This is a genomic window from Mesorhizobium sp. WSM3860 (assembly GCF_002294995.1).
GTDB lineage: Bacteria > Pseudomonadota > Alphaproteobacteria > Rhizobiales > Rhizobiaceae > Mesorhizobium.
Window position 1 is genome coordinate 172,088 of record NZ_NSGF01000006.1, and the last position, 22,189, is coordinate 194,276.

Annotated in this window: 18 protein-coding genes and 2 tRNA genes; 12 read left to right on the forward strand and 8 right to left on the reverse strand. The window is 63.4% G+C overall.

Features of this window, described 5'->3' with window-relative positions:
• Positions 1 to 2: 2 nt before the first annotated feature.
• From CK220_RS31895 to CK220_RS12760, 4 genes are all read right to left on the reverse strand, one after another.
• Positions 3 to 161: a hypothetical protein gene (locus CK220_RS31895; protein WP_176479070.1), complete on the reverse strand. Its 159-nt coding sequence runs from the start codon at positions 159 to 161 to the stop codon at positions 3 to 5.
• 404 nt (positions 162 to 565) lie between these two features.
• The gene (locus CK220_RS31900; RefSeq protein WP_176479071.1) at positions 566 to 742 is read right to left on the reverse strand and encodes a hypothetical protein; all 177 of its coding nucleotides are present in this window, start codon (positions 740 to 742) and stop codon (positions 566 to 568) included.
• Between the two features lie 494 nt (positions 743 to 1,236).
• Positions 1,237 to 1,422, reverse strand: coding sequence for a hypothetical protein (locus CK220_RS31395; protein WP_141245131.1), 186 nt, complete (start codon positions 1,420 to 1,422; stop codon positions 1,237 to 1,239).
• A 111-nt stretch (positions 1,423 to 1,533) separates the two neighbouring features.
• Positions 1,534 to 1,608 (reverse strand) — tRNA-Asn (locus CK220_RS12760).
• Positions 1,609 to 1,824: 216 nt separating this feature from the next.
• On the opposite strand from CK220_RS12760, the gene CK220_RS12765 reads away from it, so the two are divergent.
• The 9 genes from CK220_RS12765 to CK220_RS12805 all read left to right on the forward strand — a co-directional run bounded on the left by CK220_RS12765 (position 1,825) and on the right by CK220_RS12805 (position 13,201).
• Positions 1,825 to 2,085 (forward strand): hypothetical protein, encoded by a 261-nt coding sequence (locus CK220_RS12765; RefSeq protein WP_095811863.1) that lies wholly within the window; start codon positions 1,825 to 1,827, stop codon positions 2,083 to 2,085.
• A gap of 177 nt (positions 2,086 to 2,262) precedes the next feature.
• A tRNA-Cys gene (locus tag CK220_RS12770) sits at positions 2,263 to 2,336 on the forward strand.
• A gap of 126 nt (positions 2,337 to 2,462) precedes the next feature.
• Positions 2,463 to 3,137 (forward strand): protein-L-isoaspartate O-methyltransferase, encoded by a 675-nt coding sequence (locus tag CK220_RS12775; protein WP_095811864.1) that lies wholly within the window; start codon positions 2,463 to 2,465, stop codon positions 3,135 to 3,137.
• Positions 3,138 to 3,320: 183 nt separating this feature from the next.
• Positions 3,321 to 4,715, forward strand: coding sequence for a TolC family outer membrane protein (locus tag CK220_RS12780; RefSeq protein WP_095811865.1), 1,395 nt, complete (start codon positions 3,321 to 3,323; stop codon positions 4,713 to 4,715).
• A 232-nt stretch (positions 4,716 to 4,947) separates the two neighbouring features.
• Complete coding sequence (locus tag CK220_RS12785) at positions 4,948 to 5,757, forward strand: PopZ family protein (RefSeq protein WP_095811866.1); 810 nt, start codon at positions 4,948 to 4,950, stop codon at positions 5,755 to 5,757.
• Positions 5,758 to 5,979: 222 nt separating this feature from the next.
• Entirely contained in the window at positions 5,980 to 8,763 is a 2,784-nt protein-coding gene (locus tag CK220_RS12790) for a valine--tRNA ligase (protein WP_095811867.1), read from the forward strand.
• 361 nt (positions 8,764 to 9,124) lie between these two features.
• Positions 9,125 to 10,372 (forward strand): OmpP1/FadL family transporter, encoded by a 1,248-nt coding sequence (locus CK220_RS12795; protein WP_095811868.1) that lies wholly within the window; start codon positions 9,125 to 9,127, stop codon positions 10,370 to 10,372.
• 290 nt (positions 10,373 to 10,662) lie between these two features.
• Entirely contained in the window at positions 10,663 to 12,387 is a 1,725-nt protein-coding gene (ilvD, locus tag CK220_RS12800) for a dihydroxy-acid dehydratase (RefSeq protein WP_095811869.1), read from the forward strand.
• Complete coding sequence (locus CK220_RS12805) at positions 12,374 to 13,201, forward strand: tetratricopeptide repeat protein (RefSeq protein ID WP_095811870.1); 828 nt, start codon at positions 12,374 to 12,376, stop codon at positions 13,199 to 13,201. Before ilvD ends, CK220_RS12805 begins: the two co-directional genes overlap by 14 nt.
• A gap of 15 nt (positions 13,202 to 13,216) precedes the next feature.
• Here CK220_RS12805 and CK220_RS12810 read toward each other — a convergent pair whose 3' ends face one another.
• The 4 genes from CK220_RS12810 to erpA form a co-directional block, all read right to left on the reverse strand.
• A complete protein-coding gene (locus tag CK220_RS12810; protein ID WP_095811871.1) occupies positions 13,217 to 13,492 on the reverse strand; it encodes a hypothetical protein in 276 nt (91 codons plus the stop codon).
• 80 nt (positions 13,493 to 13,572) lie between these two features.
• Entirely contained in the window at positions 13,573 to 14,367 is a 795-nt protein-coding gene (gene xth, locus CK220_RS12815; RefSeq protein WP_095811872.1) for an exodeoxyribonuclease III, read from the reverse strand.
• Between the two features lie 7 nt (positions 14,368 to 14,374).
• Positions 14,375 to 14,767, reverse strand: a complete 393-nt coding sequence (locus CK220_RS12820) for a VOC family protein (protein ID WP_095811873.1) — start codon at positions 14,765 to 14,767, stop codon at positions 14,375 to 14,377.
• 9 nt (positions 14,768 to 14,776) lie between these two features.
• Complete coding sequence (erpA, locus tag CK220_RS12825) at positions 14,777 to 15,124, reverse strand: iron-sulfur cluster insertion protein ErpA (RefSeq protein WP_095811874.1); 348 nt, start codon at positions 15,122 to 15,124, stop codon at positions 14,777 to 14,779.
• Between the two features lie 70 nt (positions 15,125 to 15,194).
• Here erpA and CK220_RS12830 point away from each other — a divergent pair, with 70 nt between their 5' ends.
• From CK220_RS12830 to CK220_RS12840, 3 genes are all read left to right on the forward strand, one after another.
• A complete protein-coding gene (locus tag CK220_RS12830; protein WP_095811875.1) occupies positions 15,195 to 16,412 on the forward strand; it encodes a deoxyguanosinetriphosphate triphosphohydrolase in 1,218 nt (405 codons plus the stop codon).
• A 61-nt stretch (positions 16,413 to 16,473) separates the two neighbouring features.
• Positions 16,474 to 18,231: an arginine--tRNA ligase gene (gene argS, locus CK220_RS12835; RefSeq protein WP_095811876.1), complete on the forward strand. Its 1,758-nt coding sequence runs from the start codon at positions 16,474 to 16,476 to the stop codon at positions 18,229 to 18,231.
• A 103-nt stretch (positions 18,232 to 18,334) separates the two neighbouring features.
• Positions 18,335 to 22,120: an SPOR domain-containing protein gene (locus CK220_RS12840; protein ID WP_095811877.1), complete on the forward strand. Its 3,786-nt coding sequence runs from the start codon at positions 18,335 to 18,337 to the stop codon at positions 22,118 to 22,120.
• The last annotated feature ends 69 nt before the right edge of the window (positions 22,121 to 22,189 follow it).

Consider the following 22,189-nt stretch of genomic DNA (forward strand, 5'->3'; position numbering starts at 1 on the left):
GCCTAATTTGCGATGAAGTGGACGATCGCGAAGCCCACGCCCATCGCGAGGCCGGCGGCGAGGCTTTCAGCCAGGCGGAGCACCAAGGCGCCGTAGCGGTCCCGCAGGCGGGTTTGCGGGGTCTTCAGGATGCGAGCAAGATCATCCAGCGCGTGTTCCATTCCTGAATCTTAGATCGAAATCGGGAATCTGTGAATCCCCCACCGGCTGGCGTCTTCGCACCAGTTCTTAGCGATCGCTTAAGTAGGCTTATCCACGAGCGGCGTCTTCCTCGTCGGCGGCTTGTATGGATGATCCGAGAAGGATGACGGCCGTCGAACGGGGCGGGGGGCTCGGGGTGTGTCGACGGTCGTCGGAGCGAGAGGGGCCATAAACCTTAGCAAACTGCGTTGCGCGAGGCCCTAGCTCGATCATGTCATTGATTCGGACCTAGCGAATTAACAAATGTTGCACCATCAAATCCGCTGGCTAGGCGGTTGTTATTCCGCTGCCCGAGCGGCGTGCATCAGCCTCTCGGACTTCCGTCCCATCGGGAGTTGGGGGAACATTCTACCAGGCGGTTAGATCAACGAGATGGCACAATTCCGAGCCGCTTCCTTTCGCTCGCGGCGAAGGACTCGGCTTCTGTCGGGGAACCGAATGCCTTGATACTCACAACGCCATTTTCGATGACCCGCACGTAATGCCTGCTTTTGAATTCCCCGATGATTTCGACCGCAGTCTTCCACGATTGCTTGTCCATTTTAGCCGCCCTTGAAAGCTCTCCGATGCCGCGTCAAACGCCAGCAAGAGGGCTTTGTTTCCCCGTTGCTAAAATTCCATCTGGCAAGAGCGTTAGGCAACTGCAACTCCGCGCCCGCTGCCTCACGGTGGCGGGCTTTTCCGTTAGCTCACTCTCCGGCTGGACCGCCAGCGCGCGGTCTCGATGTCGTCACGGGAAATCCCGATGTCGCTGAGCATGTCGTCCGGTGACTCGCTCAGATCGTCCGTTGCCTTCAACCGCGCCTTCTGATCGGCTCGGCGACCGAGCCAATCGACAAGGGGACCGGCTACGACAATAGGAAGGTTCATAAGCATAGGAAGGTTCACGAGCATCCGGAGTTACTCCTTTCCGCTGCAGGAACTAAACGCTGCAAGCTAGACCGATGCGTCGATGCGTCTGTGACAAAACTCACATTGGTTAGTGGTCTCTAAAATATCTGCGCTCGGTCTCGGCTGCTCAGGTGGCCGGGCTTTTTAGTGGTGGAAGGCGGTCCAGATCAGAAAGCCGGCCAATACCACGGCAGCCGCTGCGACTGCGCCCACCACTCCGCGATGTAACGGCGCGGTGAGGCCGTATTGTTCATAGGCTTTGCGGGGGTTCGAACGGAAATCGGCTTCCATCTGGCGACGAATTTTTCGCTCTAGATCTTCGTCCGACATTCCAGCTCCTCGGCCCGGCAGCTTCGGCTTCCGCGTTGCCCCAGATGTTGCCCCGAATGGGCCGCCTGGAAACGTTCTAGGGTGAGAAAACTCTGCAAGCCTTGAAAAACTTGGCTCCCCGGGCCGGATTCGAACCAGCGACCAACCGGTTAACAGCCGGTTGCTCTACCACTGAGCTACCGGGGAACGGAGGCTCTTGACGTGAGTGGCGCAGCCTATAGCAAACACCTTTCGGCTTTGCAAAGCAGCAATTCGCAATTTTTCTGCAGTTTTTCGTGCGGCGATTTGCGGCATCGTTTCGGCGTGCCCACATATGAGCGGCTTCACACAGGCATGGAACAATGCGGCTGGTCGTCCTTTGGTATCTATGACATCGGCCGCGCAGATGGGGATCTGGCTTGAATGACGGCAGCTGACGACGATAATCCACCGGCGCGCAAGATTACGGTCTTCGGCCGCGACTTCGCCATGCCGCGCTCGCGCGGATTGCGGATCGCGATCGGCGTGCTGCTGACAATCGGCGGGATTCTGGGCTTTCTGCCGATTCTCGGTTTCTGGATGGTTCCGATCGGCCTGCTGGTTCTGTCTTACGAATTCGCAATGGTGCGTCGTCACAGGCGGCGCTTCGTCGTCTGGTGGGAACGCCGCCGCCGGCCGGATTGAGAGCCTTGCAGGGAGAGGGTCCGGAAGGTGCCGGCGACACCATCGCGACCGGCCGCAAGCAATCGGCAACCACTGCCTTCGATGTCGAATGGGAAAGCATCGGGAATGACTTGCCGGTGCTTGACGACCTTTCACGGCCAACATATTGAGTTGCCCCGGAACGCCGGGAGCATGGAAGGCCTCGTGGCGGAGTGGTTACGCAGAGGACTGCAAATCCTTGCACCCCGGTTCGATTCCGGGCGAGGCCTCCAATGCCCGGACTCCGGCGCTGTCGCGCCGGAGCCCTAGGTTCCGGTCGAATTGGCCCGCGTACTTTGCCTGGAAATCGGATCGGGCGCGGGCAGCGAATTGGGCGCGGGAAGCGGGTTGGTTGGGACATGAACGCTGATTTCTCCGAACGCCGCGTGAAGATGGTCGATGGCCAGATCCGCACCACCGATGTGACCAGCGCGCCGCTGATCGAAGCGATGCTTTCCGTGCCGCGCGAGGCTTTTGTCGGCGCCGGGCAACGGGACCTGGCCTATATCGACGAGGACATCCGCATCTCCGATGGCGTCAATGGCGGCGGAGCCCGCTACCTGATGGAACCGTCACCGCTCGCCAAGCTTTTGCAACTGGCCGAAATCAGCGACACCGATTCGGTGCTCGATGTCGGCTGCGGCACCGGCTATTCGGCCGCTCTGCTTTCCCGAATCGCAAGATCGGTGGTTGCGCTCGAAAGCGACCCGGCGCTTGCCGAAGCCGCGAAGTCGACTCTTTCGGCACTGGATTGCCAGAACACCACGGTGGTGACCGGGCCCTTGCCGCAAGGGCATGCCGCCGCGGCACCCTATGACGTCATCTTCATCGGCGGCAGCGTCGAGGAGGTGCCCGCGGCATTGCTAGGCCAGCTCGCCGAGGATGGGCGGCTGGTTGTAGTCGAGGGGCAGGGCAACTCCGGCGTTGCGCGTCTTTTTGTCAAGGCCGGGGGGGTTGTAAGCGGCAGACGCGCATTTAATGCGGCAATTAAGCCACTACCGGGCTTCGAACGTGCTCATGCGTTCGAATTTTGAGCGGTTTTGCCTTGCAGCGAAGGCGCTGTCATGATCGCTTGCGCTTGAACAATCGTTGCTGATTTGCTTCACGGGCGTTTTCGGGGGCTATCAGCGGGGGAACGATAAACACGCGGCGCTGGCTGATCCAGAAGGAAAAGGCTGCGTGGCGTGGTTCCCATGCAAACGAATGAGGGATAATACGTGCCGCCCCTACACAAGACTTTTCTATCAGCCATACTAGTTTCGGCCACCGCGCTTTCGCCGTTGGCCGCATCCGCCGAAACCATCACCGGCGCGCTCGCCAAAGCCTATCAATACAATTCCCAGCTGAATTCCGCCCGCGCGGGCACCCGTGTCACCGACGAGGGGGTGGCCATCGCCAAGTCCGGCTACCGCCCGACGATCAGGGGATCGGCAAGCATCGATTATACGAGCAGCCGCAACAACAACCTGGGTCAAACCTTAAATATCACTACGGGCAATTTCGGCGTTGAGATCGACCAGACGCTGTTCGACGGCTTTCAAACCAAGAACAATGTCGCCGCTGCTGAAGCGCAGGTCAGGGCCTCGCAAGAAAGTCTCCGCAACACCGAAGAGAACATCCTGTTCAACGCGGCAAGCGCCTACATGGATGTGATCCGCGATCGCCAGATCGCGGTCCTGACCGCACAGAACCTGCAATTCCTGACCGAGCAGGCGCGCGCCGCACGGTCGCGCTTCGAGGTCGGAGAGGGCACCCGCACCGACGTCGCGCAGGCCGATGCCTCGCGGGCGACGGCGGTGGCGCAACTCGCCAGCGCTCGCGCGACGGCGCTGGCGAGCGCCGCGACCTACCACCAGATCATCGGCGACGAGCCGGGCAAGCTCAGGGCTGCCGCGCCGGTTGGAAAGCTGCTGCCGGGAAGCCTCGATTCGGCCTTCACCATCGCCGCCGCGGAGCATCCGGCCATCCTTGCCACCGAGCATCTCGTCGACGCCGCGGCGTTTTCCGTGAAGTCGGCCGAAGGGGCGCTTTTGCCGCAGCTTTCCGCCAGTGCCGGGATTTCGAGCCAGTATCGCAACACCTCGCCCGGCGTTTTTGCATCGGCGGGATCCGAAGGAACGACCAATTCGGCCAATATCGGTGCGACGCTTACCGTGCCGATCTATTCGGGCGGGCGCACCTCTGCGCTGGTCCGCCAATCGAAGGAATCGCTCAGCCAAGCCCGCATCGAGGTCGACGTCAGCCGCGACCAGGTGCGCCAGGCCGTGGCTTCGGCGTGGACGCAATACACCGCCGCGCGCGAAAGCGTGGATGCCAACAGGCAGGTGATCGCCGCCGCGCAACTGGCGCTCAACGGCGTCATCGAGGAACGCAATGTCGGCCAGCGCACCACGCTCGACGTGCTCAACGCGCAGAACGCCGTCATCACCGCCAAGATCAACCAGGCGAGCTCCGAGCGCGATGTCGTCGTGGCGAGCTACGCCATCCTGTCGGCGATCGGCCGCCTGTCCGCCGGCCAACTCGGCCTGGCGGTCACGAAATACAACCCGGAAGAGCACTATAACGCCGTCAAGGACAAGTGGATCGGGCTGCGCACGCCGGACGGCCGCTGATCCTTTGGCAATTCCTAAAGCGCCGCGTGTCCAATGGATGCGCGGCGCTTTTGCGTAGGAAGCCAACGGTCTGCTGCCGACGGCGTAGCGAGCTAATCTGTTGAAATCCAACGTCTCCCCAGATTGGGGATTCTCGGATGACGATCGGTCGGTTACGCTGTCCGTATTGATTCGAATTCCGGCCTGGCCGGAATGGAGATCTTGAAGAGTCACAAGGGCGGCGGATGTGACGATGGCGTCAGCAAGCAGCGCGCAGCGCGAGCCTTCCATGGAAGAGATACTTGCTTCCATCCGAAGGATCATCGAGGACAGCGACACCGGCCGAAAGCAACCGGCGGCGGACAACGGTGACGTGCGCCAGGACCTCCGGCCGACGCCGGCGGCGCAGACGGCCGACGTTGATGCCTTTCGTTCCGAGCTCAACGCCGGATACGCTCCCAGCAAGCCGGTGAGTCTGGCGGAGATACAGGCCCAGCTTGCGGCGTCCGATCCGACGATCGCCGAGACGAGCCCGGAACCGGTGAAGACCGCACCTGCACCCATCACCCTGGCGGAAGTCGGGGCCAGGGTGGCCGCCGAGCCGGACACCCCGACGGTTGCGGGGGCCGCGGCGAGCGTGCCGCAAAGTGCCGATACCATCGTCGCCGATTGGCGGCGCGAGATCGCCGCCGTTGGCGGAAATTCCGTCAAGGCGAAGGTAGCAACCCGTCCGCCGGAACTGGCGCCCGAAGTCGAGATCGACGAGGAAGATCTTGCCGCGCCAACGGCCGAAACCGCGGCGCCCGACAACGTTTCGACGCCATCGTCGGCCGACCTGCCGCCGGCCCGGCCGGCAATCCTGTCCGAGCATGCGGGCCGTCAGGTCGCGGCGGCCTTCGGCGAGCTTTCCGATGCCTTCGCCAGCCGCAGCAAGAAGAGCTTCGACGAGATGGCCGAGGAGATGCTGCGGCCGATGCTGCAGGATTGGCTCGACAACAACCTGCCGACACTGGTCGAACGGCTGGTGCGCGAGGAAATCGAGCGCGTGGCGCGCGGCGGGTAGTGATTTCGTCTGGGCTTTCAGGGTAGAAGGCGCCGCCATCGGGCGGTGCTTTTATTTCCGCGAAGATGCGGTCGCGCGATTTGTTTTGCGATGAGCCATGGGCTTGCCGCTGATCGCCGCAAGCCTATCTGGGCAAGGCGGGCCCTTCCTTCTCGCGGTTGACTCGGCCAAGAGCTTCCGATTTACACCGGACGCTTGTTCCCGACAGTTCGGACTTCCTCCATGCTTGAAAAAACCTACGACGCCAAGACCGTCGAGCCGAAGATCGCCAAAATCTGGGAAGAGGCCGATGCGTTCCGCGCCGGCGCCGGCGCGGAGGAAGGGGCGGAGGCCTTCACCATCGTCATCCCGCCGCCGAACGTTACGGGCTCGCTGCATATGGGGCACGCGCTCAACAACACGCTGCAGGATATCCTGGTGCGGTTCGAGCGCATGCGCGGCAAGAATGTGCTGTGGCAGCCGGGCATGGATCATGCCGGCATCGCCACACAGATGGTGGTCGAGCGGCAGCTGATGGAGAGGCAGATCCATCGCCGCGACCTGACGCGCGAGGAGTTCATCGAAAAGGTCTGGGAGTGGAAAGCCGAATCCGGCGGCGCGATCTTCAATCAGCTGAGGCGGCTCGGTGCCTCGGCCGACTGGAGCCGAGAGCGCTTCACCATGGACGAGGGTCTGTCCAAGGCGGTGCTGGAGGTGTTCGTCACCCTCTACAAGGAGGGGCTGATCTACAAGGACAAGCGCCTTGTGAACTGGGATCCGAAGCTGTTGACAGCCATTTCCGACCTCGAGGTCGAGCAGCATGAGGTCAACGGCAATCTGTGGCATTTCCGCTACCCGGTCGAAGGCCTGGCCTTCGATCCCGAGAATCCGAAGACATTCATCACCGTCGCCACGACACGCCCGGAAACGATGCTGGGCGACACGGCGGTGGCGGTTCACCCCGACGACGAGCGGTTTCGCGACCTGGTTGGCAAGAACGTCATCCTGCCGATCGTGGGCCGCAGGATACCCGTTGTGGCGGATGAGTATTCGGACCCGGAAAAGGGCTCGGGCGCGGTCAAGATCACGCCGGCGCATGACTTCAACGACTTTGAGGTCGGCAAGCGCCACAAGCTGCCGGCGATCAACATCCTGACCGTCGAAGCCTATATCAAGCTCAAGGATAACGAGGAGTTCCTTGCCGGTCTTGAAGTGACGCCGCAGCACCAGGCGGTCTGGGAAGAGCTCGATGGGCTGGATCGTTTCGTGGCGCGCAAGAAGATCGTCGAGCTGATGGAAGCGGGCGGATTTCTGGAAAAGGTCGAGCCGCATCGCCACACGGTGCCGCATGGCGATCGCGGCGGCGTGCCGATCGAGCCGTTCCTCACCGACCAGTGGTACGTCAACGCGGCGGAGCTCGCCAAGCCGGCCATCGCCTCTGTGCGCGAGAGCCGCACGAACTTCGTGCCGAAGAACTGGGAGAAGACCTATTTCGACTGGATGGAGAACATCCAGCCCTGGTGCATCTCGCGGCAGCTGTGGTGGGGGCACCAGATTCCGGCTTGGTACGGGCCGGACGGGCGCGTCTTCGTGGAGAAGACCGAAGAAGAAGCGCTAGCCGCGGCGGTCGAATATTATTTGGCGCTGGAAGGCCCGTGGAAGGCCTGGGTCGAGGACAAGCTTGAGAATTTCAAGCCGGGCGAGATCCTGACGCGCGACGAGGACGTTCTCGACACCTGGTTCTCCTCGGCGCTGTGGCCGTTCTCGACGCTCGGCTGGCCTGACCAGACGCCGGAGCTGAAGACCTACTACCAGACCGACGTGCTGGTGACCGGCTTCGACATCATCTTCTTCTGGGTGGCCCGTATGATGATGATGGGCCTGCATTTCATGAACGAGGAGCCGTTCCACACGGTCTATGTTCATGCGCTGGTGCGCGACAAGAACGGGCAGAAGATGTCGAAGTCGAAAGGCAACGTCATCGACCCGCTCGAACTGATCGACGAGTATGGCGCCGACGCGCTGCGCTTCACCTTGACCGTGATGGCGGCGCAGGGGCGCGACGTGAAGCTCGACCCGGCGCGTATCGCCGGCTACCGCAATTTCGGCACCAAGCTCTGGAACGCCACGCGCTTTGCCGAAATGAACGAGGTTGCCAGGAATGACGATTTCTGGCTCCACGATGCCAAGCTCGCGGTCAACCGCTGGATCCTGACCGAGCTGACGCGGGCGGCGCGCTCTGTCACCGAGGGCATCACCACCTACCGGTTCAACGAGGCGGCGGGTGCCGCCTATCGCTTCGTCTGGAACTTGTTCTGCGACTGGTATCTGGAACTGCTGAAGCCGGTGTTCATGGGCACGGACGAGGCGGCCAAGGCGGAGAGCCGGGCCTGTGTCGCCTTCGTGCTGGACGAGATCTACAAGCTGCTGCACCCGATGATGCCGTTCATGACCGAGGAACTCTGGGCGCAGACCGCGGGCGAGGGGAAGGAACGTACCTCCCTGCTTTGCCACGCCGCCTGGCCCTCGCCCGATTTCGAGGATGAGGAGGCCGCCGCCGACATCAACTGGCTGGTCGAGCTCGTCTCCGGTATCCGCTCGGTGCGCTCGGAAATGAACGTGCCGCCGGCCGCGATCGCGCCGCTGATGGTGATCGGCGCCAATGCTCTTACGCAGGAAAGGCTGGAGCGCCACGCCCAGGCCATCAAGCGGCTGGCGCGCGTCGGCGACATCGCGCTGGTCGATTCGCCGCCGAAAGGCTCGGCCCAGATCGTTCTCAACGAGGCGACCGTCTGCTTGCCGCTCGGCAGCCTGATCGACCTCCAGGCCGAAGCTACGCGGCTGCAGAAGGAACTGGCCAAGGTGACCGAGGAGATCGCCCGCCTGCACAAGAAGCTTTCCAACGAAAAGTTCGTCGCCAACGCGCCGCAAGAGGTGGTCGAGGCAGAGCGCGAAAAGCTCGCCGAATATCGCGAGGCGCAAGAGAAGCTTTCGGTCGCCCTGACCAGGGTCCGCGACGCCGGCTGAACGGCAAGATTCGGGTGTCCGGAAGGTCGCTTTCCGGCGCGTCAATTGCCTCTAAAACAGGCATGCCGTTGCGTTAATTTTGACGTAAACGGAAAGTTTTGGCCCTATTGTTGCCATAATGTAACAATGGGGCCAATTTCCCGCAAAATCACCCGCTTTTGGCCTGTATTGAAAGGGTTTTGCAGCTTTTTCCTGTCATTCGGTGTCTGTTAAGCCGCGATTAGGCTCGATTTCGCGGCCGGGCACGATGGCGAAAATGCGAGCTGTCAAGAGTGTACGTGTACGCCTTTCGAATTCGTTGTTGCGCCGTTAACCCGAATTGGTTCTAGCTTCACCCACTCGTATTTCGGGAGGGAATTCCATGACTAATCTGCGGCTCAAGGCACTGCTCGGGGCGGGGTGCTTTTCGCTGGCTTTGGTCGGCGCGGCGATGCACCCGGCGCATGCCGGCGGCATCGAGCGCGGCGGCTATGACATCGACCTGTTGTTCGATCCAGCTCCGTTTGCGACCGAGGCAGAAGCCACCTTCGTGATGCCCAACCGCAAGCTCAAGAACGCGGTGGACACCGACCCGACCGACGGCAATGTGACCGCGCTCGGCAGTACTGCGAAGGACAGCGAGGACTATTGGGTGCCGCGCATCGGCGTCAAGGCACAGCTTGTCCCTGGCGTCGACTGCATGGTCGATTATTCACAGCCGTGGGGGGCGCACACCGCTCCGGGTCTCTGGGCTGGTGCGCAGTCCAACATGGAAACGGACATCAAGAGCAACAACTACGCAGGTACCTGCTCATATAAGATGGACGTCGGCAAGGGCCAGCTTCGCTTCATTGGCGGCGTGTTCTACCAGGAAGTCTATGGCTTCAAAGAGAGCCTGGTGTCGCCGCTGGTGCCCAACTTCCAGGGCACCGGCCGTGTTGATCTGGATAGCAGCGGCTGGGGCTGGCGCGCCGGTATCGCTTACGAAATTCCGGATATCGCGCTACGCGCCAGCCTCGTCTACAATTCCAAGGTCAAGCTCGACAACATCTCGGGTACGCTTGACCTGACCAATCTCGGGCAGGGCACCACAGCAATCTACGCCCCGACGCAATACATGCCGGATACGGTGGAATTGAAGTTGCAGTCGGGCATCGCACCCGGTTGGCTTGCCTTCGGCTCGATCAAGTGGGTGAACTGGAGCCTGCTGCAGAGCATTCCGATCTGTTCGCAAGCCTCGCAAGGACTTGCTACCTGCACTACTGTTTCGCCGCTTCCGATCAGGTTGACGTCCCTTGACCTTATGTATCGCGACGGCTGGACAATTTCTGGGGGTATCGGCCACAAGTTCAACGATCAGTGGGCTGCTGCCGGCCAGCTGACGTGGGACCGTGGCACCTCGCACGGCTATGGCTCGCAGACCGACACCTGGACGCTTGGCGGCGGCGTTGCCTATACCCCGAAGCCGAACATCGAAATTCGCCTGGCCGGCGCTATCGGCGTCATGACCAGCGGTCACTCCGGTACGTTGACCGATGAGAACGGTTATGTGGCCGGTACGGACGTCAGCTACGACTTTGGCAACGATCTTGTCACCGCGATTTCTGGTGGCGTGAAGATCAAGTTCTAAAGACCTGAAAATTCAGCACAAAGGCCGGGCATTGCTCGGCCTTTTTTGTTGTGCGATCGGCTGTCTGGTCTCGCCGACCGGCGCGATGCTGCAGATTCGCGTCGCAACCGGCGTCCCTTACGATTGTGACGTTTCAGCAACAGTTTATGAACAACCCCGGAGCTAAAAGGCTAACCGAGGGAACTGCCCATTTCCCGCCATAAACCCGGAGCAACTCGAATAGGTCTCGGGATGCGTGTCAGGTTGGCCCGGCGATGGGACCGGCCGCGGGGTGTGCGGCAAGGACGACGATGGACGCCAAGGCAATCTCCAAGGCCAAGCTGCCAAGCCGCTACGTGACCGTGGGTCCGGCGCGCGCGCCGCATCGCTCGTATCTCTACGCCATGGGGTTGTCGGCGGCCGAGATCGCGCAGCCGCTGGTCGGCGTCGCCAGCTGCTGGAACGAGGCGGCACCCTGCAACATCTCGCTGATGCGCCAGGCGCAGGTGGTGAAGAAGGGCGTCGCGGCCGCCAACGGCACGCCGCGCGAGTTCTGCACCATCACCGTCACCGACGGCATCGCCATGGGCCATCAGGGCATGAAATCGTCCCTGGTGTCGCGCGAGGTGATCGCCGATTCAGTCGAGCTCACCATGCGTGGCCATTGCTATGACGCGCTGGTCGGGCTCGCCGGCTGCGACAAGTCGCTGCCCGGGATGATGATGGCGATGGTGCGGCTCAACGTGCCGTCGATCTTCATCTATGGCGGTTCGATCCTGCCTGGCAGCTACCGCGGAAGGCAGATCACCGTGCAGGACGTGTTCGAGGCGGTCGGGCAGCATTCGGTCGGCACGATCTCCGATGCCGAGTTGCTCGAGATCGAGCAGGCAGCCTGTCCGTCGGCAGGGTCGTGCGGAGCTCAGTTCACCGCCAACACCATGGCGACGGTCGCCGAGGCGATCGGCCTGGCCTTGCCCTATTCCTGCGGCGCGCCGGCGCCCTACGAAATGCGCGACCGCTTCAATTTCGCCTCCGGCGAAAAGGTCGTGGAGCTGATCGCGAAAAACATCCGACCGCGCGACATCGTCACCCGCAAGGCGCTTGAGAATGCCGCGACGGTCGTGTCGGCCACTGGCGGCTCGACCAACGCTGCGCTGCATCTGCCGGCGATCGCGCATGAGGCGGGTCTCAAGTTCGACCTCTTCGACGTGGCGGCGATCTTCGAAAAGACGCCATATATCGCCGACCTCAAGCCCGGCGGCAAATATGTCGCCAAGGACATGTTCGAGGCCGGCGGCATTCCGCTCTTGATGAAGACGCTGCTCGATCACGGCTATCTGCACGGCGACTGCATGACGGTCACTGGCCGCACTTTGGCCGAAAACATGGAGCACGTTGCCTGGAATGAGAGCCAGGATGTTGTGCGTCCCGCCAATCGGCCAATCACCAAGACAGGCGGCGTTGTGGGCTTGAAGGGCAACCTCGCCCCCGAAGGCGCGATCGTGAAGATCGCCGGCATGTCGGAACTGAAATTCTCTGGTCCGGCGCGCTGCTTCGATTCGGAAGAGGAGTGCTTCGAAGCGGTCACGCAGCGCAATTACCGGGAGGGCGAGGTTCTCGTCATCCGCTACGAGGGGCCGCGCGGCGGTCCGGGCATGCGCGAGATGCTGTCGACGACAGCAGCGCTCTACGGCCAGGGCATGGGCGGCAAAGTGGCGCTGATCACCGACGGGCGTTTTTCCGGTGCTACACGTGGCTTCTGCATCGGCCATGTCGGGCCGGAGGCGGCGGTCGGCGGGCCGATCGGACTCATCAAGAATGGCGACGTGATCTCTATCGACGCCGTGAATGGCACGATCGAGGTGGCGCTGTCGGATGCCGAGCTGGCGGCCCGGGCCAAGAAATGGAAGGCGCGCAAGACCGACTATCAGTCCGGCGCGATCTGGAAATATGCGCAGACCGTAGGGTCGGCCCGCGACGGCGCGGTCACCCATCCGGGCGGTGCGAAAGAAACACACTGCTATGCGGATATTTGAGGTGTTGAGGTCATTTGTCTTGCCGGCACTGGTCGCGGTCGCGACCTTGGGCGCCGTCGGGCAGGCCATGGCCTTCGACGACAAGGTGTTCGACGACAAGACGGGGGTCAAGCCGCAGTCGAGCCCGTGGGCGGTGTTCCAGTTCGGCTTCTCCGCCTACAAGAACGGCCACAAGGACCAAGCGGTCGAGGCCTATAAATATGCCGCCGAGAACGGCCAGATCGGCGCCACCTGGAAGCTTGCGCGCATGTACGCCCAGGGCGACGGCGTGGCGCGCGACGACTATGCGGCCTTCAAGTTCTTCTCCGAGATCGTCGACCAGGATGTCGAGCCCGGCTCGCCCGAGGAAAGCTATGTCTCCGACGCGCTTGTCGCGCTCGGCGACTATCTGCGCAAAGGTATCCCCGGCAGCCCGGTCGAGGAGAACGAGGTCGCGGCGCAGGAATACTACATGCGCGCCGCCGCCAACTACCGCAACCCGAACGCGCAGTTCGAGATCGGCCAGATGTTCCTGAAAGGCGAGGGCGGCGTGAGGGCCAGCGTCAAGCAGGCCGGGCGCTGGCTGCAGCTCGCTGCCGAAAAAGGTCATGCCGGCGCGCAGGCGACACTCGGCAACCTGTTGTTCCAAAGCGGCAAGATCGTGCGTGGCCTGGCGATGATGACGGCCGCCTTGGAGCGTGCCCCGCCGGCGGATCAGCCCTGGATCCGCAGCATGCAGGAAGAGGCCTTCGCCGCGGCTGGCGAAGCCGACCGTCGCACCGCGATTTCGCTCGCCGACGACATCCTGACCAAGGGCAACAACGGCGACCAGTAGGCCGCAGCTTCGGCTTCAATTTTCGGGAGGTTCCGTCGGCACCGTGATTGAGGTCGGGTGCAGTTTCGGCGCCTGATTCTCGCCGGGGCAGTCGTCCTGGACCTTCGTCCAGGACGTGTTGTTGAGAACCATGTCGCAGCGGGCGAGGTGACTTTCGCCGGCAATGGTCAAGCAGGCCGTCTCACCGATCTTGAACGATTTGCCGTTGGCAAGACACTCCGGTGCCGCGAACGCCGGCGCGGCAAACGCCAGCGCGAGGCCGATCGGGCAAAGAACAAATCGGATCGCCATCGAACCCCCGCAACAATCCCGCATCAGACACGCGATTTGTGGCGACATCAGGGTTCGGCAAGAGTCCGCAAGCAGCGCTTTCAGGCCGGCTGCAAGCGGAGATCGATGGCCACCGGCACGTGGTCGGAAGGTTTTTCCCAGGCGCGGACGTGCTTTTCCACCGAGGCTGACGAGAAGCGGTTGGCGGCTTCGGGAGACAGCAACAGATGGTCGATGCGGATGCCGTTGTTCTTCTGCCAGGCGCCGGCCTGATAGTCCCAGAAAGTATAGACATCGGGCGAATCGGTCACGGCGCGCACGGCCTCCGTGAAGCCGAGATTCTTCAGACGGCGGAAGGCTTGCCGCGTCTGCGGCTGGAATAGCGCGTCACTGCGCCAGTTTTCGGGGAACCTGGCGTCGGCGGGCTCGGGGATGACATTGTAGTCGCCGGCCAGCACCAGCGCTTCCTCGAGCCTCAGCCGCTCTTGTGCCCAGCGCTCTAGCCTCGCCATCCACGACAGCTTGTAGGAAAACTTCCGCTCGTCATCGACTGGGTTGCCGTTCGGCAGATAGAGCGAGGCGACCCGCAGCGCGCCCTTGTCGGTCGAGAAGACGCCTTCGATGAAGCGCGCGTGGTCGTCGGCATCGTCGCCAGGCAAACCGCGATTGACCTCGTCGAAGGGCAGCTTCGACAGGAGAGCGACGCCGTTGAAGCTCTTTTGGCCATTGGTCTCGACATTATAGCCCAGCGCCTCGATCTCGGCGCGCGGGAACTGGTCGTCGACCGTCTTGATCTCCTGCAGGCACACAATGTCCGGCGCGCTCTCGGTCAGCCAGTGAGTGAGGTTGCCGATGCGGGCGCGAACGCCGTTGATGTTCCAGGTGACGATCTTCATGCGGACCTCAATGTTCTTCCGGCGCAAGGCGCTCGACGAGGCCGATCGTATTGCCTGCCGGATCCTTTAGAAAGGCCATCCATTCGCTTTCCCCCGCCGGGCCGAACCGGCCCTCGGTGTCGCGATGGACCAGCGCCGGCGGCGCGGTGAAAGGAACACCGGCGGCTTTCGCCTCGGCATGGAAAGCCTCGAGGCCGGCAATGTCGAGATAAACGGTGCCGGGGGGCACGCCGTCGCCAAAGAACAGCCGCACGCCGCCCGCGATGATAAAGGCAATGCCCGGCGGATCGTAGCGCGCATGCACGCTCATGCCGAGCACATCGTGCCAGAAAGCAAGCGTTCTATCGAGATCGCGCCCGGCCGACAGCGCGACCTGGCGGACCGCGCCGAGCGCAGGCATGCCGGCCCGCTAGACGGAGAAACTGGTGCCGCAGCCGCAGGAGGCGACGGCGTTCGGGTTTCGGATCTGGAAGGACTGACCCATCAGGTCGTCGACGAAGTCGATCACCGAGCCGCCCATATAGACCAGCGAGAGGTCGTCGATGAGGATCGTGGCGCCATCCTTCTCGATGGCCACGTCGTCGTCGTTGCGACTACCGACGAGATCGAACTTATAGGAGAAGCCGGAGCAGCCGCCGCCTTCGACGGAAACGCGCAAGGCATTCTTGCCCGGCTCGCCGGACAGAATCCTGGCGATCCGCTTCGCGGCCGCTTCGGTCATTTCGACCTTCATGGCAGTCTTGGCATCCGCGCCCATCGGCGTCACCTTGCTTTCGGTTTCCCATGATAGGTATGAAGCGGACGGGGGCAAGTCAACTGGTGGGCGAATGAGCAAGGATGCTCTCGGCGATATCGGTTTCGGCTACCGGCCGCGCGCCGTTTACGCGAGCGATCCGGCGCGCTCGCGCGGCCGCCTGTTCGATGAGCCGGAAAGCCCGACCCGCACGCCATTCCAGCGCGACCGCGACCGCATCATCCATTCCACCGCCTTCCGCCGGCTGAAGCACAAGACGCAGGTGTTCGTTGCGCATGAGGGCGACCACTACCGCACCAGGCTGACGCATTCGATCGAGGTGGCGCAGATTGCCCGCGCCCTGGCACGCGCGCTGCGTGGCGATGAGGATCTGGCGGAGGCAGTGGCCTTGGTGCACGATTTCGGTCACACGCCTTTCGGCCATACCGGCGAGGAGGCGCTGAATGAAAAGATGGCCGGCTGGGGCGGCTTCGACCACAACGCGCAGTCGCTGCGCGTCGTCACCCGGCTCGAGCGGCGCTACGCCGAGTTCGATGGGTTGAACCTCAGTTGGGAGACGCTGGAAGGGCTGGTCAAGCATAACGGGCCGCTCACCGATGCAAGCGGGAAGGGGCTCAAAGGCCCCGTGCCGCAGGCGATCCGCGACTATTGCGAACTGCACGACCTCGAGCTCGACCGCTTCGCCGGCATCGAGGCGCAGTGTGCCGCGATCGCCGACGATATCGCCTACAACACGCATGACATCGACGACGGCCTGCGCGCCGGCTTGCTGACGCTGGACATGCTGGAAGATGTCGGCCTGCCGGGCTCGATCCTGAAGCGCGTGCGCGCCCGCTACCCGCAACTCGATGACGTTCGCACCGGCCACGAGCTGATGCGCCGGCAGATCACGCTGATGGTGGAGGATGTCATTGCTGCCGCTACCGCCAATATCGAGCGCCTCAAGCCGGACAGCGCCGATGCGGTAAGGGCGGCGGGTGAGACGATGGTCACCTTCTCGGCCGAGATGGCGGGAGCCGAAAAGGAACTGAAGGCCTTCCTCTACAAGCATCTCTACCGGCATGCCGAGGTGATGCACGTGCGGGCCGATGCCGAGCAGATCGTCCGCGACCTGTTCGATGTCTATTTTGCCGACCCGCGCTCCATGCCGGACGGCTGGCGCGAAGGGCTCGACAGGGCGCAGGATCGCATCAAGGCACGCAGCGTCGCCGATTTCCTGGCCGGCATGACCGATACCTATGCGCTCAAGGAGCACAGGCGATTGTTTGACCATACGCCGGATTTGGGCTAGGGCGAGCCACGATTTTGCCGGCCAAGCCGCCGGTCCCCTCTTAAAGCCCAGAGCATACCCGATGAATATCTTCGCCGATTTCAACGCGCGGATCGTAAAAGCCGTCGAAGCCCTTGATCTGAAGGACAAGGATGGCGGAGCGCTGGACCTTTCGCGCATCGCGGTCGAGCCGCCGCGCGACGCCAGCCATGGCGACCTTGCCACCAATGCGGCGATGGTGCTGGCAAAGCCCACAGGTCAGAACCCGCGAGCGCTGGCCGAGAAGCTGACCGAGGCGCTGCGCGGCGATGCCGATATCGCGTCCGCCGATGTCGCCGGCCCGGGCTTCGTCAATCTTCGGCTGAAGGACGGCTTCTGGCAGGCGCACTTGGCGGTGCTGCTCGGCGAGGGCCGCAACTATGGCCGCTCCAAGATCGGCGGCGGCCGGAAGGCCAACGTCGAGTATGTCTCGGCCAATCCGACCGGCCCGATGCATGTCGGCCATTGCCGGGGCGCCGTCGTCGGTGACACTTTAGCGAACCTGATGGCCTTCGCCGGCTACGACGTGACCAAGGAATATGTCATCAACGATGCCGGCTCGCAGATCGACGTGCTTGGACGCTCGGCCATGCTGCGCTACCGAGAGGCGCTCGGCGAGGCCGCCGGCGACATTCCGCCAGGCCTTTATCCAGGCGACTATCTGATACCCGTCGGCCAGGCGCTGGCCGAACAGTTCGGCCTCGGCCTGCTGGAGATGCCGGAAGACGAGGCGCTGGCGATCGTCAAGGATCGCACGGTCGACGCGATGATGGCGATGATCCGCGAGGATCTGGCGCTGCTCAACGTGCATCACGACGTGTTCTTCTCCGAACGCACGCTGCATGCCGACAACGCCAAGAAGATCCGCGCGGCAATCGCCGACCTGACGCTGAAGGGCCATATCTACAAGGGCAAGCTGCCGCCGCCGAAAGGCGAGAAGCCGGACGACTGGGAAGACCGCGAGCAGACGCTGTTCCGGTCGACCGCGGTCGGCGACGACATGGACCGGGCGCTGGTGAAGTCGGACGGCTCGTTCACCTATTTCGCCGCCGACGTCGCTTATCTCAAGGACAAGGTCGAGCGCGGCTTCGTCGATCTGATCTATGTGCTCGGCGCCGACCATGGCGGTTACGTCAAGCGGCTCGAAGCGCTGGCGCGGGCGGTCGCCGGCGACACGGTCAAGCTCACGGTTCTGCTCTGCCAACTGGTGAAGCTGTTCCGCGACGGCGAGCCGGTCCGGATGTCGAAGCGGTCAGGGGATTTCGTCACGCTGCGCGACGTTGTGGAGGAGGTCGGCCGCGACCCGATCCGCTTCATGATGCTCTACCGCAAGAATGATGCGCCGCTCGATTTCGACTTCGCCAAGGTCACCGAGCAGTCCAAGGACAATCCGGTGTTCTACGTGCAATACGCTTCCGCGCGCTGCCACTCGGTGTTCCGGCAGGCGAGCGAGCAATTGGCCGAAGCGAATTTCGACCGCAACCGTCTTGTGGCCTCGGTTGCGTCGCTGACGGACGAGGGCGAAATCGGCCTGATCCGGAAACTGGCTGAATATCCACGGCTAATCGAATCCGCGGCGCTTGCGCTGGAGCCGCACCGGCTGGCATTCTATCTCTACGATCTGGCGTCGAGCTTCCACGCACACTGGAATCGGGGCACCGACAATCCAGACTTACGTTTTGTTAAGGTTAACGACCCACAATTGACGTATGCCAGACTAGGGCTGGTGCAGGCTGTTTCGGATGTTTTGACCTCCGGCCTGACGCTGATAGGAGCCGATGCGCCTACCGAAATGCGTTAGGTTTGACTAAAAAGCCTGTCACCTTTTGCCCACATTGCGCTGGTAAGGGCCAACCCTGCGCGACGTCCATGGCGTCCGACTGTGTGCGAGTTCGGGAACAATAATGGCAGACAGAACCCAGCTGAAAGTAGCCGCAAGCAATCACATCGCCGACGACGATCCGTTCGCCGAACTGACCCGCATCATGGGTTTCGATCCGCGTCAGCCGGTCAGGCCGCAGTCGCCGGCAGCCGCAAAGGCTGCGCCCGCAAACCAGGCTGCCGATGGGGCCGACTTCGACATCGACCTCGAAAAGGAGCTGATGGGCGACTTCGACATTTCCGAGGAAAACGAGCCGGTCGCGCAACAGGCTGCCCAGGCTGCGCCGACTTACGCGGCTGCCAATACTGCTCTCAGCGACGACGAGCTGGCCGCTTCTCTCGAACGGGATTTCGTCTTTGACGACGCGGCGGATCACGCCCATTTTGCTACGCCCCGTGCGCCGGAGCCGGCCGCGGACACGGCCTTCGACGATGATTTTGACAAGGCGGTCGCGAGTTCGTTGGAAGTCTCGCCCGTGCAGGACGACCTTTCCGTCGACCAGGAAATGGCGGCCTCATTGGATGAGGACTTCCGGATCGACGAACAGCCCGACACGGACGAGGGCGCCGCCCAGCCTGCGGCTGTCGAGCCTGCTGTCGTTGAGCCTGCGGCCGAGACGGCGTTCGACGCCGATTTCGACAATGCGGTCCAGATGTCGCTCGAGGACGAGTTGGCCTTCGATGGCCTTGATATCGAGCAGCCCGAAGGCGCCGACGTGCAGCCGATGGAGGCTCGCGCCGCTGTCGACCAGCCGATCGCCGCCGAAGATTACGAGAGCCGGTCCGATCAGGCCGAATCCGTTCAGGCCGCATTCGATCAGCCCCAATTCGATCAGGCCCGGTTTGATCAGGCTCAATTTGATCAGGCCCAATTTGACGAGGCAATGGCTGATGTCGTCATGGATATCGATCAGCCGCAGGACCTGATCCTGGAACAGGAACTGTCGGTCCATGACGAGCAACCCCCGGCCGTCGAGGCGCCCGTCGAGGCCGAGCATTTCGCCGCCGATCCCGAGCCCGCCTTCGATCCCGAACCCGGTCACGGAGCTGCAGCCGATCAGGTCTTCGAAGACGATTTCGAGCTCAGCTTCCGTGACGCGCTTGCCGAGGAGCCGAAAGCTCCGTCTGTCGATCCTGAACCAGTCGCCGGTCACGAGGCCGCGGCCGAAGAGGTCTTCGAAGACGATTTTGAACTCAATTTCGACAACGTGCTGTCCGGGGAACCGGAAGCGCCGGCCGCCGAGCCCGTCGCCGCGGCGGAGCCGTCATTCGCGGAGCCTGCTCCGGCTGTATCGGCACCGGTTCCGCCGGTTGCGGCAGTCGAGCCGGCTAAGCCGGCCGCAGGCGAGCGCAGCCTGGAAGACGAACTCAATGCGCTGCTTGGCGCCATGACGGCGCGATCCATTCCGGTTGCGCCGGCCCCGGTTGCTTCCATTCCGGCCGCCGCTCTGGCGCCGCGGCCGGTCGTTCAGCCGGCCGGCCACACCGACCAGAAGGCAGGCGTGGCCGATGAGCTCGATTGGGATCTCGACGCACGCAACGAGCCCGCGTACGGGACGCAGATCGCCCAGTCCGCCGATGCCGATCTCGATACGCTGCTCGCCGGTGAACTCGACCGGCAGAGCTTCGAAGGCGCGGCTTCCGAACAGGATGCCGAACCCAGCATCGATTTCGATGACGAGGCTTTCGATGCCGCCTTCGCCAAGGGCATCGAGATGGACGCGCCGGTCGCGCCCGCCGAACCGTCCAAGTCGTGGAGCCGCGTGACCCCGGTCGCAGCGCCGGTGCAGGCCTCTTATGCCGCGCAGCCCGCGGCTACGGCGCCGCAAACCGCGGCTCCTGCCTACGAACCGGTGAAGGATTATTCCTCTTACGCCAAGCCGGCGCCGCAGATGTCGGCGCCTGCCTATCGTGAGGAGCCGGCGAAGGACTATTCCGCTTACGCCAAGCCGGCCTCGGCGCCGCAGATGTCGGCGCCTGCCTATGGTGAGGAGCCGGCGAGGGACTATTCCGCCTACGCCAAGCCAGCCGCGGCGCCGCAGTCTCGCCAGCAGGAGGAAATGCCCGATGTCGAGACGGTCGACGTGCCGGAGCGCGTGGTAGCGTTGGCCGACGACCTCGACATTCCGGAGCTCAGCTTCGAGGAGGATCAGCCTGCGGCGCCTGCCTATGACGATCTCGATGCCGAGTTTGCCGGCCTGCTTAGCGAGATGAACGCAACCGAGATCGCTCACGCGCCTGTGCAAAGCCGGGGCTATGAGGATGACTCCCACAATGCCGGATTCAAGGCTGGCTACGACCGCCGGGAACTGCGGGCCGAGACGGCCGCTGCACCGGCGCCCCTGTCCTATGCCGCAGCTGCAAGCCAATTCGATGCAGACGATTTGCCCGGCAGCCGGCCGGTCTCGCAGGGGGCCGACTTCGCCGTCGACGAGCTTGACTACGATCCTGAGCTCGACGAGGCGATGACTGTGCCGGGCTTTGCCGAGCGCGAAGCTGCGAAGCCGCGAAGCCGTGGCATGATGCTTGCCGCGCTCGTCGGCGCCGTTGTGGTCGTGGGCGGTCTCGGCGCTCTCGCCTTCTCCTTTGGCGGCAAGGGTGGCAGCGAAGCGCCCGTGATCGTGAAGGCGGACAATTCGCCGATCAAGGTCAAGCCGCAAAACCCGGGCGGCACGGTGGTGCCGAACCAGGACAACAAGGTCTATGACGCCGTGGCCAAGGGTGGGGCGGCCAAGCCCGCCGAACCGGCGCAGCAGAAACTGGTGACCAACACCGAGGAACCTATCGACGTGGCCTCGAAGGAACCGCCGCAGAGCCGGATCGTCGACCTTTCGTCCGACGACAGCGACGCCGCGCCTGGCACCAACTCAGCCGGCAATGCGGCCGCGGCAGCGCCGGTTCCGGACACAGCAGCTCCGGCCGCCGCAGCGCCGGCACCGGCCGAAGCAGCGCCGGCTCTGGAGGCCGCAGCGCAGGCACCGGACGCAGCAGCGCAGGCACCGGACGCAGGAGCGCCGGCACCGGACGCAGGAGCGCCGGCTAACGCTGAGGCCGCCGCCCCCGCAAGCCCACAGCAGGCCGCTCCGGCGCCGAAATCGGAAGACCGCATCGCCCAGGTTCTGCAGGAGGCAGACAAGGGGACCAACAACGATGTCGTTGCCGTGGCGCCGCGCAAGGTGAAGACCATGATGGTGAAGCCTGACGGCTCGCTGGTTCCGCGCGAGGACCCGGCTCCCGCGCCGCAGGTCGCGGCAACCGAACCAACCGATCCGGCGCCGCAGCACGTCGCTTCCGCCGGACAGGGCGATGCCCAGCCGACGGGCACCGTCACGCCGGCAACCGATCAGGCTGCCGACCAGGGCGGCGACGACCAGAGCGATGCCGCCAATACCGCCGCGGCAGCGAAGCCCGCCGCCGCGCCGAAGACCGGAGCCAGGGTCCAGTCCGCCAACACGCCGGCGAAGGTGCCTGTGGCGCCGCCGCGTCCGTCCGATCAGCCGGTCGATATCGTCGGCGAGGTCAAGCCCGACCAGGTCGCCTCCATCGATCCGGCGGCGGCAGGCGGCGGCTCGTGGTCGATGCAGATCGCTTCGCAGCCGACGGTTGAAAGCGCCCAGTCCACCTACCAGGACCTGCAGCGCCGTTACGGCAGCGTGCTTGCCGGACGCACAGCCAACATCGTCAAGGCGCAGATCGCCGGCAAGGGCACTTTCTACCGCGTCCGGGTTCCAGCCCAGTCGCGCAACGACGCGATCAATCTGTGCACCAACTACAAGGCGGCCGGCGGCACCTGCTTCGTGTCGCGCTGACCCATCTCGCACCGTTCAAAGCCGGCGCCGTCGCGAGGCCGCGCCGGCTTTTTCGTTGTGGACGGCTAT